Origin of the sequence: Nonomuraea sp. NPDC026600 (assembly GCF_040638335.1) — a bacterium.
Classification (GTDB): Bacteria; Actinomycetota; Actinomycetes; order Streptosporangiales; family Streptosporangiaceae; genus Nonomuraea.
Genome location: NZ_JBEZYD010000003.1, coordinates 269,152 through 281,195, shown reverse-complemented (window position 1 = coordinate 281,195; position 12,044 = coordinate 269,152). Strand labels below are relative to the sequence as shown.

Below are 12,044 nucleotides of genomic sequence, written 5' to 3'. Positions count from 1 at the left end.
GGTTACGCGTAAATGGTCACTCGCTGTAACTGTGCTCGGGGCGGGTGGTGTGGATCACCTCGTACTCGCCGAACACCTCGGTCTCCCGGATACAGCCCCACTCCTGCAAAGTCTTCATGCAGCGGCGCACCCACGAGTCCGACCGGCGGGCCCGCCGGTCCAGAGCGTCATACAAGGCGTGCGGCTTGAACGTGCGGCCCTCGCCGATGTCCTCGCGTAGCACGGAGAGCAGGACGTCGAGGGCTTCGTTCCGGTCGATGATCGGCGTGAAGTGCGCTTCGTCGGGATCGTCGGGAAACTCGATGTCGGGCAGCGGCGGGGCGATCTCGCCCTCGCCGTCGTCGTCCAGGTCGGCGTTCAGGGCCTCGCGGGCCAGAGCGACGACCTGGGCCGCCTCGGGATCGTCGAGCATCGCATCGCCGATCTGCGCGACCACCGCCTCCGCCGCCTCAGCTGCCAGATCGGCGATCAGATCAGCTTCGGCGTCTTCGTTCATCGGTTCGTCTCCAGCGTTGGGGTCGAGGTCGAAGCCTTCCTCGGCGGGGTCGGTCGCAGTGCTGCGCCTAGTGGCAGAGGGCGGCAGCATCGCGGCGGCAGCAGGCCCGTCGGCGACCAGGACTCGGCCGGGGATCGTCGCCTGCGGCCCAGGAGCTGGCACGGACTCGACGTAGCGGCCGGCGGCAGGTCCTGGCGCGAACGTGAGCGTCTTGGGGGCGCTGCCGCGTTTGGCGGCGCGGGCTGCAGCCCACTGCTCGTACGGCTCACCGAACGTCTTGGCCGTCACGGGGTCGAGGCTGCCGCCGAGATGCCCGTACTCGGCCAGGGCAGCAGCGATGTCGCTGCCGTCCTTGGCCTTGCGGGCGAACCGGGCCGGAATGATCTGTCGGGAGAGCGGCAACGTCGACAAGATCGTGTAGCACATGCCCGCCCGCTTGTTTCGCCAGACGGACGGGTCGGCGCCGAGGTCAAGCAGTTCCTCGGGCAGGATCAGCCGGGCGTCGTCGGGGTCGTTCACGCCGAACATGAGCATGTCGCCCATGTTCGCGCGCAGAGTTGTGTCGACCCGGTCGTGGATCATCCTCTGCGCCTCGAACACCAGCTCGATGCCGCACGAGGCAGCTTGTTCGGACACCTTGGTCAGGTTCTGGGAGCCGTACAGGGCTGCGCCCTCGTAGATGTGGACCATCAGCCACGTCAGGCCGCAGCCGGGCTCCCATTCCTTGCAGACCCTGCCGAGCAGGTTGCGTGTCGGGTCGCCGAGGAACCGGCTACGAGCCGGGATCGTCTGGTTGACCAGGCGATGCAGGAACGAACGAATCTTGTGCGGGGTGTCGAGTACGTAGGCCGCGCCCACACCGATCACGCCTAGTTGCTGGTCAGCCTTGACTGGGTCGCAGAGGATCACGGCCGAGTCGCGGCGAAGCATCACGCTCACATCGAGCTGCTCACCGGCCTCGCCCTTGCCGGCGCGGCTCATCCCGACCATGTTCAGGTGCGACAGGGGCTTGTCGTTTCCGTCCAGGCCCGCGCCGGGCACGTGCGGCAGCCACAGTTCGAGCGGGGCGCCGTCGCGGTAGAGGCCGAGGTTTCCGATCGGCTCCATGATCGAGGCGCCCGGCTCGGACGGGCCCGTCCAGGGGAACGGCGTCTTGAGGGGGTCCTTGCGCATCGCCCGGATCCCGACCCGGTCGAGGTAGTCGCCGACGACGACCGACGTGCCACCGGCGATGCCGCCGGCGAAGCGGGTGAAGCGCTCGATCAGCGGGGTCAAGTCGCTCGGGACGCCGTTTTCTCCCAGGTCAATACCTACGGCGAGTTCGTGGGTGTCGTCTTTGAACACGGTGATCGTCGAGTCGGAGAGGGTGGGCATGTGCTCGGCGACGAACCCCTTCCAGCGGGCGGGCACGGTATCGCCCTGCCACGCGCCGCCGCCGACGCGTTCGAGTTCCCGGGTGTCGCTGTTGGCGTGCCTGCGGTGCCAGATGATTGCCGAGGCGGTGCCGGACACGGCCGCCCCGATGATCACATACTTGTCGATGCCCCAGCCCACGGTGTACGTGACGACGGCGGTCGGGGCTGCGATGTTGAACGCCTCGTGCGCACGGCCGAGCAGGCGCCGCCCAGCGGTCAGCCGCAGTGATACCCACAGGACCACACCCCCGGCCAGGGCAACGCAGAGTGCGACGTACACCTCGACCTCGCCCCACATGGCCACGCCCCGCGCAATCGGGGCCCCTGCCAGGGCGGCGAACAGCAGCAGCCACGGCGCGAAGGTGCGCCAGAGCTGCCCGAAGTCGCTGCCCACATGCTGGCCGAGGTCGCGGGCGACCTTCTTTTCGGCCTTGCGCCGCTGACGCAGCTCCGCATTTGTGATCATCAGACGTCCATGCGCTCGTCGTCGGGCTGCTTCTTGTCGCGGTCCTTGCCGTACTTCAGGTCGCGTAGGCCGTCGATCTCGACGCCGGCCAGCTTTTCGAGCGTCGGGTACACCACGCGCAGGCCGTGCCGGGCAAGACGCACGGCGACGGCGGCCTCGATCAGGCCGATCGTGATCCGCATGGATCGGACCCACATGTCCTTGCCGCTGCCGCAGCCCTGCCGCTTGGCCTCTTTCAGCAGGGCGTGCACCCGCTTGGATATCTCGCGGCGGCGGCACTCGAACTCGACAGCGATCGCGCCGAGCAGCTCGTCACCGGCCCGCCCGTAGTTCTTGACCTGCTCGGGGGTGCGGGTGGGGATGCGGGCGAGGTCTGCCGCTCGGCGTGCCATGCGTTACGCCTCCTCTATCTCGTACGGGGGTCGGGCAGGGGTTGGGGTCGTCTCGCCAGCCACGGCCAGCGAGATCCGCGAGGGCGGCGGGTAGCCGCCGAAACGGTCGAGGTCCTCCGGTTGGAGCTCGCCGCTGGCGAGCCGCTCGGCCAGGCTCGGCACAGGCTCGGCCGCGATCGCGCCCTGCCGCAGGTAGAACCACACAGCCAGCAGCACGGCGATGACGACCGCGGCGGCCACGACGGTGAGCAGCACCATCGCGGCGGCCATGAACGCGCCGACAGCCAGCGCCACGGCGAGCAGGACCCGCAGAGCGCGACCGCCGATCGCCCGGCGTCGCCGGTACATGCGCTCCTGCCCCCACCACACGAGCGGCGGGATCCCGTCGTAGCGGGAGCGGCGCACGCCGGCCATCACGGCGATAACGCCAGCGATGATCAGCAGAGTCGTCATACCAAGCCTCCGTGCGGGTGTGGTTAAGCGGATGCCTTGTCGCGTAGAGCGGCTTTGGCCCGTCGCTTCGCCCAGCCAGACAGCTCCTCAACCCAGTCGGCCCGTAGGCGACGGGCGAGGCTGCGATCGGCATTGGCATGGCGGGCAAGATCGATCGGACGCGGATAACGCTTCTGGGCGATCTCGTTTTCCCAGAAGGCGCGCATGACCTTGGTTTTCGTCGCGTCTGCGGCGTCTTCGGTGACCTCGCGGGTGACCTCTGGATAGGTCACCGAGCGGGTCAACGCCGGGGTCACCACGGGCTCCGCCGCGAGCATCTGTTCGAGGTCGAAAACCGTGGGGTCGGTGATGTCGAAGGTGACTTTGTCGTTGACCTGCTCCACGGTCACCGACGGGGTCACCGGGTTGATCAACGAGGGGGTCGCAGCCGACGTCTGCCGAGGCGCTGGGACGGCGCCTTTGAGGACACTCCTGTTGACCCTGTCGGTGACCTCTGGATAGGTCACCGGGGAGGTCACCAGTTCGGTCAACGCCATCAGGGTGATCGCCGTCTTGTCGATCGCACGCTGGGTCGCCTCGGCCGTGTCAAATCGCAGCGCCTCGTCCAACGCCGCTTCGGCGCGCTCCCGGTCCTCCTGGGTGGTGGGGTCGGCCCACTTGGCGACCTTCTGCCTCTTGACGAGAGCATCGGTGCTGTAGAGCGCGTCGATCTGCGCGAGCAGCGCCTCCTGTCGTGTCTCGTCGACGGCCAGCCTGGCGTGGGCGACGGCCTGGTCCATCGCCTTGTCGAGCTTGGCCAGCGCGCCACGCAGCTTCCGCTCGGACGCACCCGATGCTCGCAACGCCTTCACGCGCTTGATTGCGAGCGCGACCCGGGTGAGTCGGCGCTGCGCGTCGACCTCGCCCGCTGTGCGGTCGGACGCTTCCGCGAGGCCCAGCCACATCAGGACGCGTTCGGGGGTGAGCCGCCAGTTGATGCGGCCCGTGCCCCTGATGCGGTGGCGCTCGATGGCCATGCCGCGCTCCCACAGCCAGGCGGCGACCAGCGGCGCGGCGAGCCGGAAGAGGGCCTCGGGCGCGCTCCGCGCGTCCATGCTGGACAGTACGGCGGTCAGGCAGGTCAGCGCCCACACCGCGATGCCGTCGATCCCGGCGGAGAAGTTCTCGCGCATGTTGCGGCGCGCCCGTACGGCCGAGGTGATGATCGCGACCTCGATGAACGCGAACAGCAGCAGCCGCAGCGGCCCGTCGAGGCCGAGCACGTCACCCGAGAAGCGCCACATGCCGGTCGCTGAAACGCCGGTCGCGATGGACGCGGCCACGACGGTGAGCAGATCCTCGATGGGGCGACTGGAGACGTACGCCGTGGCGACGTGCGCGGCGCGTTGGCCGGCGCTCAGGGCGACGCGGCCGAACTGCCAGGTGAGGACGATGGCGCACAGCGCGCCGACGATCCACCGCTGTTCGGCGGACGGAAGGTAGGGCGCGATGTGCACCCATATCCACGCCCACCAGTCAGAGGGCGCGGACGAAGACAAACGATCAACGGGGGTACCGCTGACCAGCATGGCAGCACTAATGTGCCTCATGGGCTGCAGACCTTCGGTTCTAGTCGGGCGGTCTGTGGTCAAGTCCTCGGGTTCCCGCGTTGGCGCGCGGGGGCCCGGGGCATTGGTTATTCGGTTGTGTCTCCAGAGTTGGCGCTCTGGTTCTTCCTCAGTTGCAGCGATACGGCCTGCTGAGACAGGTCAGCGAGTGCTGCGATCTTCTCTTGAGTCCACGTGGGGTTGCCTGCTTGCTTTCGGCGTCCCGCCTCCAAGATGAGGGCGTCCCTCTCGGTGATGGCGGCTCTCATCCGTTTGGCTGTGTCGCGGAGTCTGTCGGCAAGCATCTGGTCGCTCAGCTCCTCCAAGTTCTCCGGCACTTTCCTTGTGTAGCAGGGGAGCAAGATCGATACAAGTAACTTGTAAAGACTGGTGAGAACTGTCCCTCCCGAGAAAGGCCGAAGAGCCCCACCCAATTCGGGTGAGGCTCTTCGGCGTGCGTGGCCGCCCTCGGTGTCCCTCTACCGACACATCGGAACGCTGCGAAAGGCCCGGTGTGATGTAGACCGAGGGCGGCAAGTAGGCGGCGGCCCCCGCCCCGGCCCTCCCTCCAGATAGGCCAGACGGGGACCGCCCGATCCCGGCTCCGCGCTCGTGCCGGGAGTCTCGTCGCCCCTACTGAGAGCCGGGCGCGCGGCCGGTGATACGCCGCCACACCCAGCGCACGCCATCGGGGATCTGTTCGGCGCACACCACGACCGCGCCGATGAGGAACACGCCGACGCTGGCCAGCATCATGAGGAGGCACGCCGTCTGAGAGTTCATCGGGACTCCGTAGGTTGTGGATTGTGGGTGGCCCCGCCCGGAAGCCCTCCAGCCCTGAGGCAAGGCCACCCGCCCGACACCCGCGATCCGATGGAAGGCGGGCACCGGGCTGTCTATGGTCGGTGCTCCTGCGTCGCGATGAGATGTAGAGCCACAAGGTCGTCGAACGCCTGCCTGGCGTGGCCGGTCGAACCTCTGGCCGTCTCCACGATGGGCGTCGCATCCAACAGGAGTGTGACGACGTACGCGCCGCCCTCCTGGAGCAGCTCGTAGAGGTTGCAGCACGACGCCTCCACCACCCGTGTGCGGTGGCCGGACGGGATGTAGGGCGTCCACTCGTGGCTAGACACGCTCACGCCGCAGCTCCGACACGTACCCGACCAGGGCCCTGGCAAGGGTGAACTCCAGCGTGTGCAGGTCATCCCGTGGGACGTCCCGCCAGACCGGCTCACGGCCGAACGGGGACAGGACGAGGCCCTTGACGCCCCACACGCCATAGCCGGCCGAGCTGTACACGTGAGCCTCGCGGCGCAAGTACGGGCATACGGTGATCGCTTCTGGCAGGCAGTCTCGACAGATGGGCGGCTTGCTGAGGCGTCCGGACATGGCGGGCGGCTCGACGTGGAAGACCCACGTGAAGCGCTCAGTGCGGGGATCCAGCGCAGGGCGCTGGCACACCTGGCAGAGCCTGCCCAGCATGCATTCCTTCTGCCGAACGGTGTGCATCTCGTCATACAGGACCCTCCCGGCCCGGCACGTCTTCTGCCGGGCCCACAGCACGTCCCTGTCCCGGTCGCTGTCCGTGGGGTCGGTGTAGGACAGCCGCAGCCCGTTGAGCGCCCACGTATCCCCGATGAAGGTGAGATTGAGCGCGACGCTCTCCTCCTCGTAGGCGGTGACGTACGGCACCGGTAGGACGGTGGCCGCAGTCACGACGCCCTCCCGCAGGCGATCCGGTACATGGTGCGGTTGAGCAGTCCAGCAGTCCTATACGCGATCGGTGGCCGGTCGTCGGGGGCGTCCGCGTGTCGGGTTCTCCACCTGCGGTCGTCGTCCCGCCACACCATCCAGCCGGGGTAGGTGCGCATCAGCAGGTCGCACATGTTGGCGGCGTGGGCGGGGTCGTCGTAGTAGGCGGCCGTCTCGTCAGGGTTCACGGTCGGCCTAGCCCCAGATGACCGTAATGCCGCACGCCTTGCATTTCTTGGTGGAGGTCGCCGGGTCAGTGACGATGGGCCCTAGGTGGCCGCTTGGAGGGCATGGCCTGAGGGCTGTCTGCCACGTGTAGGCGATGGCGAGCCCAGTGCCGACGATCAGCGCCTGCCTGCCGTTCGCTGCAGTGCGCACGTGGCCGGAGCCCAGGTGGGTGACGAGGAACGCGCCGTCGTCCATCGCGACGATGTCGCAGTCGGGAACATGCGGAGGGACCATGGTTGTGACGGTACTTCCACTTGCTCTATCCGGTCTAGTGGTAGCTATAAGTCAGTCAGCAGGATGACAGCGATCAGCTATCTGCGCGTAGTGGTTCAATAGGGCACGAGATAGCTCACCTAACTTCTTGACCGTGCTCAACCGTGAGGGGCCTGTGCCGCTATATCAGCAGGTCGCCGACAAGATCAGGCGACGCATCACCGGCGGGAAGATCCCGCCCGGTCACGCCATCCCGAGCGAGCACGGGCTCATGGACGAGTTCGACGTCTCGCGAATCACCGCAACGAAGGCGATTCGGCTGCTCCGCGACGAAGGGCTCGTGTACACCGTCAGGGGAGAAGGCACGTACGTCGGCCCCGAAGACGCTCCTCGCGTAGCGAACGCGACCGCGAAGCACCGCGTGATCGCCGCCGAGCTGGTCGAGCGGATCCGCGCCGGGGAGCTGCGGCCGAACCTGCCGATCCCGAGCGAGACGACACTGATGCAGCAGTACGACGCGGCGAAGGTGACGGTCCGGAACGCGGTCGCCCTCCTGCGCGAGCAAGGTTGGGTCTTCACGGTGCCCGCTCGCGGCTCCTATGTCTCGCCGAAGAAGGACTGGCCCAAGACCTGACGTGCCGGCGAGGTTGACCTCCTGCCTGCCGACAAGGTCGAGATCCGCGGGCCCGAGCGCTGATCGGGCTGCCCTTCCATGGGGACCGACGCTGTCGTTTTCACGACTCCGTCAACCGATCGACTGTCACCGGCGTCACAAAACCCGTACGGTCACGTTCGGAACCGTTTGGCACTGTTCGGTTACGATCGGATCAACCGGAAGCCTGGAGGACGGCCATGGTCAGCGCCACAGAAGATTTGCTCGCCATTCCCGACAAGAGAGCCGCCAAGCTCGCAGGGATCAGCATGGCGCAGTTGCGCTACTGGGAATTCCGAGGCGTGGTAGTCCCCGGCATCCGGCGCCGCCTCAGCGTCCGCCGAACGATCCGGCTCTACGAGTACCAGGATCTCGTCGAGCTGCTCGTCGCCGCCACGCTGCGCAAGGGCCGCAACATCACGCTCCAGCACATGCGCCAGGTCATGGACCACCTCCGGAACCAGGGCTACGACGCGCCGCTACGCCAACTGCGTTTCGCCACCCACGGCAAGGAGATCTACTTCCAGCATCCCGACGGAACGTGGGAAGGCGGAAAGGTGCCGAACCAGACCGTTCTGGAATGGGTCATCAAGCTGGAGCTGATCCGCGCAAGCATTCTCAAGGCCGGCGAGCGGGACCCAGACTGTCACGGGAAGATCGTTAAGGTGCGGGGCGTCCACGCCAGCGCGCCGATCGTGGCCGGGACAAGAATCCGCGTATCGACGGTGCGCAACTTCATCGCCGCCGGGTACGACACCGACGCGATCATTGCCGAGTACCCAGACCTTACCGCTGAGGACATCGAGGCGGCCCGGCGTTACGCTGCCGCATCCTGACCTTCCGCCCGCCTTCAACCCCCGGCGGTCCCGTTGCGTTTCTTCTTGGACAACGATGTCCCTGTGAGTGTCGGCCAGATGCTGCGTCGACACGACCATGAGTGCTGGACGGCCCGCAATGCAGGCCTTGCCGCTCACGAGGATGACAATCTGACGCAGTACGCGCACAGCCGCGGCGCGGTCCTCGTCACCTTGGATGAGGAGTTCAGCCAGCGACGCCAGCGCAACGCCATCGGCTGGCATGTGTGGCTGCGATGCATAGAACCGGAAGCCGCCACAGTGCTGGAGATGCACCTCGTGGGCGTTTTGGCGCTGCTACATCGCGAGCACGTGACGATCAGGGTTTCCAAAGACGGCATCGACCCTGACAGCGACTGGCAGTAAGCCGTCATCCAGATGAGAGTCGCGGCCTGGCATGGCGGCCGGCGTACCGCTTGGTCACTCGCCAACGGTGCGCCTGACGCGATCGGCCCCGCCGCCTTCTGCAGGCGACGGGGCCGTCCCGTGCGTGATGGAGGCGTGACCCGCGTGGCCGTCGATCCATCGGGGCTGACGCTAGCGGCGCCGGCCGCATCCTGCACCGGCCTGAACTCCCGCCCGGTGTAAAGAACACCGCCTGTCAGATTGGTTCCCATCCGCCTCGGGGGAGCGGGGCTCTACCGGGAGCACGCCGAACGCGACTCTGAGTCGCGGCGCGGATGTTCCTTTAGAGTTTGGAGAACTCGTACCGGTCGTGGATGCGACATGTCATCGCGAGCGTCTTGGCGGACAACTGGATCGTCAGAGTGGTCGCCCTCTGCGCCAGGCTGCCGGGGGTTAGCGACGGCCAGTCGTCCACCGCTTCTTTCGCGCTCGCAGCAATCTTGTACAGCTTGAGGTCGGCGTCGGCCTTGACCGCTCCTAGCGCGATCTGCCAGCCGAAGACCTTGTCCGGGTTGAGCCGGATCTTGGGTTTCGTGTCAAAGGCTCCGCGCTTGCTGTAGGCGTCGATCTCTCGCAGGAACTTGTCGAGGTCCTTGCTTTCGCAGGCGGGGTCGCCGGTTGGGCTTGGGCTGGCGGAGATGGTTGGCGAGGCCGCGACTGTGGCCGTGACCGTTGCTGGTTGGGTGCTGGTGCACCCGGCGGTCAGAGCGGCGGACGCGGCTAGCGCAGCGGTTCGTGAGCGCATGGCGTGGCTCCTGGGGAGAGGGATCCTGGCGAGGTGAGACGCCCAACCGGCCGGTGAGGTGTACGGCCACATGCGGACAGTTGGCGATCGGTCCTGTCCCGCGTAGCGTCGTGATCGTCCGCTGACCTGGCGCCGCAGGGCGCATCCCTCCCAGGAAAGCGAAGGATCTGTCGTGCACTTCTGCTGGGGCACGCCGGGGTATGCCGGGGCCTACCGCTGCCCGCCGGGGCAGGCTCCGGCACACCTCGGCATGCTGCTGCCGTGACAGAGTTCCAGTTCAGGGATAACGAGTTCCGGTGGGTTCAGGTGTATGAGCTACTCAAGCGGCGCATCCTGGAGGGGACGTACGCGCCGCACACACCGCTGCCCTCGGAAACCCGGTTGGAGCAGGAGCTTGGCGTAGCGAAGAAGACGACCAGGAAAGCGGTCCATAGACTGCGAGAGGAAGGGCTCGTCTACACCAAGCCGAACCTCGGGAACTTTGTCACTGATCGCACTGACGATGTGGGGGACAAGGCGGGGGAGTAGGCCCCACACTTCGAGTGCCCGCAGGGACAGGGGACCTCGGCAGTATGAGTGTCGAGGTCCCCGCCCCCTTGCGGGAGCCGCACCGGCTCGGGTGCCGAGTGCCTCGGGTAGGACTCTCCGGGCCGGTGCGGCGACCGTGGCTCCTCGCCTACACCTGGAGGGTCGATCTCGGATCGTAGCTAACCAATCGCGTCCTGTCATTAGGTGGGTCGGAACTTTTCGGCATATTCGGTCAGGGCATGGCGCTCGTCTTCATGCGCCCCCGATCTCACACATCTCTCACAGACACGACGGACTGGCACGGACGGGTGCGGACGAAAGTTGCCCTAAAGGGGACAGGCGGACCCATAAGACCGTAGCGGACAGACTTCATTCCACACCGTGTCAAGGTCAAGCGAGGTCACGCCGCGAGATCACCAGGCACCCTGGCCCTCACTCGGGTCCGCATCACCGAGCGCAAGGTGGTTGTTCGCAAAACTCCTCGCAGAACCTGCTGGTGGTGAGCGGCTGGATAATCAGGTGAAGTCGGCTTTTCGCCGCCGGTACGGTGCTGCCGTGCGGCGATGTGGAGAGTGCTCTCACTGGGAACCGGCCGGGGCGCCGGAGTGTGTCCGGTGTGCCCGGCTGGTGGATCTGATCGTCGAGGACGGCTGGCGGGCGTTCCTGGAGCGGGAGTTCGGCACGGCCGAGCAGGCCGACGAGCGGGCCATCGCCGAGATGGTGGTCGACGAGCCCGACCGGCACCTGTGGCGGGTGGTCGACGCGGCCTACGACCGGCTGACCTGCCCCGAGTGCGGCGGCCGGCTGAGCCGGGGCCCGGCCGGGTGCGGGCCGTGCGATCTGGCGAACGGGTTCCGATATGTCGCGATCGAAGTCGACCGGCCGGGAGCAGCGCCTGGGAACGAGCACGCGGTGCGGGTCAACCTGTCGGTGGTGCGCAGGCCGTACGGGATCTCGGCGGTTGAACTGCTGGCGCGACGGCTCTCGCTGCCGATCCTGCTCGAAGGGCGGCTTCCCACGACCCGGCAGGCGCAGGCCGCCCGCGCCATGCTCAACGATGGCGCCAGTGCGGAGGAGTATGACGCGTTCATCCACGGCACCTGGGGGCGAGAGGTCAGCCGATGAACTTGGCCAGATCGAGGCTCGGCACGTAGGCCCAGGTAACCGTCAGGGGAGGTCTCGGCGCTCCTGTGTGCTTCTGCGATAGAGCTCGTCGATCTCGTCGAGCGGGTCCGGGGGGCGGCGGCGGGCCTCGATCTCCAGGTCGGTGCGGGAGTTGAGGTCGTCGATGCCGGCCGCGGCGTGCTGGAGCTGGTCGCCGAGGAGGTCGGCGCGGATGCGGGCGCACATGGCGGTCAGCTTGGCCTGGTGCTCCCGTAGGCGGTGGAGCGTGGCGTGGTCGACGTACGGCGAGGCGCGGCGCTGCTGGGCGTACATGGCGAGTTGGGCGTCGTGTACGTCGGCCTGCGCCGAAAGGTCGGCCAGCAGGCGGGGCAGGTCGCCGAGGCCCCAGCCCTGGCGCTGCGCGTGTTCGACGGCCTGGCGGGTGATCGAGACCTCGCGGCGCAGGTCGAGGCGGAGGCGTTCGACCTCGCCGGCGTCGCCGGGGCCCATGGCGTTGACGTGCGTGGTCAGCTGGGTCGCCGCCTGCTTGGCCTTGACCGCCGCTTTCTGGCCCAGCTTGACCAGGAAGAAGATGCCGACGCCGGCCACCAGGCCGAGGAAGGCCAGGACCGCCAGGATGATGAGAATGACCTCCACCATCGTCCTCGCCTCCTGCTGATTGGCCGCTGCCTAGAGGATAGTGCGAGCGCCGGGCGGATGCGTGGCCGGACAAGATCTTTGTGACCAAGCAAGCT

17 protein-coding genes are annotated in these 12,044 nt (G+C 67.3%); 5 read left to right on the top strand and 12 right to left on the bottom strand.

Annotated elements, in window-relative coordinates; genetic code table 11:
• Positions 1-16: 16 nt before the first annotated feature.
• The 10 genes from AB0F17_RS08135 to AB0F17_RS08090 form a co-directional block, all read right to left on the bottom strand.
• On the bottom strand, positions 17-2,377 hold the full coding sequence (locus AB0F17_RS08135; protein ID WP_358018165.1) for a hypothetical protein: 2,361 nt from the start codon (positions 2,375-2,377) through the stop codon (positions 17-19).
• Positions 2,377-2,769, bottom strand: coding sequence for a hypothetical protein (locus AB0F17_RS08130; protein ID WP_331910118.1), 393 nt, complete (start codon positions 2,767-2,769; stop codon positions 2,377-2,379). Before AB0F17_RS08130 ends, AB0F17_RS08135 begins: the two co-directional genes overlap by 1 nt.
• Positions 2,770-2,772: 3 nt before the next feature.
• A complete protein-coding gene (locus tag AB0F17_RS08125; protein WP_358018162.1) occupies positions 2,773-3,222 on the bottom strand; it encodes a hypothetical protein in 450 nt (149 codons plus the stop codon).
• Positions 3,223-3,245: 23 nt separating this feature from the next.
• Complete coding sequence (locus AB0F17_RS08120; protein ID WP_358018159.1) at positions 3,246-4,718, bottom strand: hypothetical protein; 1,473 nt, start codon at positions 4,716-4,718, stop codon at positions 3,246-3,248.
• Between the two features lie 179 nt (positions 4,719-4,897).
• Positions 4,898-5,146: a hypothetical protein gene (locus AB0F17_RS08115; protein ID WP_358018156.1), complete on the bottom strand. Its 249-nt coding sequence runs from the start codon at positions 5,144-5,146 to the stop codon at positions 4,898-4,900.
• Between the two features lie 295 nt (positions 5,147-5,441).
• Complete coding sequence (locus tag AB0F17_RS08110; RefSeq protein ID WP_358018153.1) at positions 5,442-5,591, bottom strand: hypothetical protein; 150 nt, start codon at positions 5,589-5,591, stop codon at positions 5,442-5,444.
• 113 nt (positions 5,592-5,704) lie between these two features.
• Positions 5,705-5,947: a hypothetical protein gene (locus AB0F17_RS08105; protein WP_358018150.1), complete on the bottom strand. Its 243-nt coding sequence runs from the start codon at positions 5,945-5,947 to the stop codon at positions 5,705-5,707.
• Positions 5,934-6,524, bottom strand: coding sequence for a hypothetical protein (locus tag AB0F17_RS08100; RefSeq protein ID WP_358018147.1), 591 nt, complete (start codon positions 6,522-6,524; stop codon positions 5,934-5,936). The genes AB0F17_RS08105 and AB0F17_RS08100 overlap by 14 nt, the downstream gene beginning before the upstream one ends.
• Positions 6,521-6,748: a hypothetical protein gene (locus AB0F17_RS08095; RefSeq protein WP_358018144.1), complete on the bottom strand. Its 228-nt coding sequence runs from the start codon at positions 6,746-6,748 to the stop codon at positions 6,521-6,523. Before AB0F17_RS08095 ends, AB0F17_RS08100 begins: the two co-directional genes overlap by 4 nt.
• Before the next feature lie 7 nt (positions 6,749-6,755).
• On the bottom strand, positions 6,756-7,022 hold the full coding sequence (locus tag AB0F17_RS08090) for a hypothetical protein (protein WP_358018141.1): 267 nt from the start codon (positions 7,020-7,022) through the stop codon (positions 6,756-6,758).
• A 133-nt stretch (positions 7,023-7,155) separates the two neighbouring features.
• Here AB0F17_RS08090 and AB0F17_RS08085 point away from each other — a divergent pair, with 133 nt between their 5' ends.
• From AB0F17_RS08085 to AB0F17_RS08075, 3 genes are all read left to right on the top strand, one after another.
• On the top strand, positions 7,156-7,635 hold the full coding sequence (locus tag AB0F17_RS08085; protein ID WP_358018138.1) for a GntR family transcriptional regulator: 480 nt from the start codon (positions 7,156-7,158) through the stop codon (positions 7,633-7,635).
• Positions 7,636-7,853: 218 nt separating this feature from the next.
• Positions 7,854-8,489 (top strand): DUF433 domain-containing protein, encoded by a 636-nt coding sequence (locus AB0F17_RS08080; RefSeq protein WP_358018135.1) that lies wholly within the window; start codon positions 7,854-7,856, stop codon positions 8,487-8,489.
• Between the two features lie 45 nt (positions 8,490-8,534).
• On the top strand, positions 8,535-8,873 hold the full coding sequence (locus AB0F17_RS08075; RefSeq protein WP_358018132.1) for a DUF5615 family PIN-like protein: 339 nt from the start codon (positions 8,535-8,537) through the stop codon (positions 8,871-8,873).
• A 322-nt stretch (positions 8,874-9,195) separates the two neighbouring features.
• Here AB0F17_RS08075 and AB0F17_RS08070 read toward each other — a convergent pair whose 3' ends face one another.
• Positions 9,196-9,657 carry a hypothetical protein gene (locus AB0F17_RS08070; protein WP_358018130.1) on the bottom strand — a complete coding sequence of 154 codons (462 nt, stop codon included), beginning with the start codon at positions 9,655-9,657 and terminating at the stop codon, positions 9,196-9,198.
• A gap of 261 nt (positions 9,658-9,918) precedes the next feature.
• On the opposite strand from AB0F17_RS08070, the gene AB0F17_RS08065 reads away from it, so the two are divergent.
• Both AB0F17_RS08065 and AB0F17_RS08060 read left to right on the top strand, forming a co-directional pair.
• Entirely contained in the window at positions 9,919-10,185 is a 267-nt protein-coding gene (locus AB0F17_RS08065; RefSeq protein ID WP_358018127.1) for a winged helix-turn-helix domain-containing protein, read from the top strand.
• Between the two features lie 627 nt (positions 10,186-10,812).
• Positions 10,813-11,310 (top strand): hypothetical protein, encoded by a 498-nt coding sequence (locus tag AB0F17_RS08060; RefSeq protein ID WP_358018125.1) that lies wholly within the window; start codon positions 10,813-10,815, stop codon positions 11,308-11,310.
• A gap of 42 nt (positions 11,311-11,352) precedes the next feature.
• On the opposite strand, the gene AB0F17_RS08055 is transcribed toward AB0F17_RS08060, so the two are convergent.
• Positions 11,353-11,949 carry a hypothetical protein gene (locus AB0F17_RS08055; protein ID WP_358018123.1) on the bottom strand — a complete coding sequence of 199 codons (597 nt, stop codon included), beginning with the start codon at positions 11,947-11,949 and terminating at the stop codon, positions 11,353-11,355.
• Positions 11,950-12,044 lie beyond the last annotated feature (95 nt).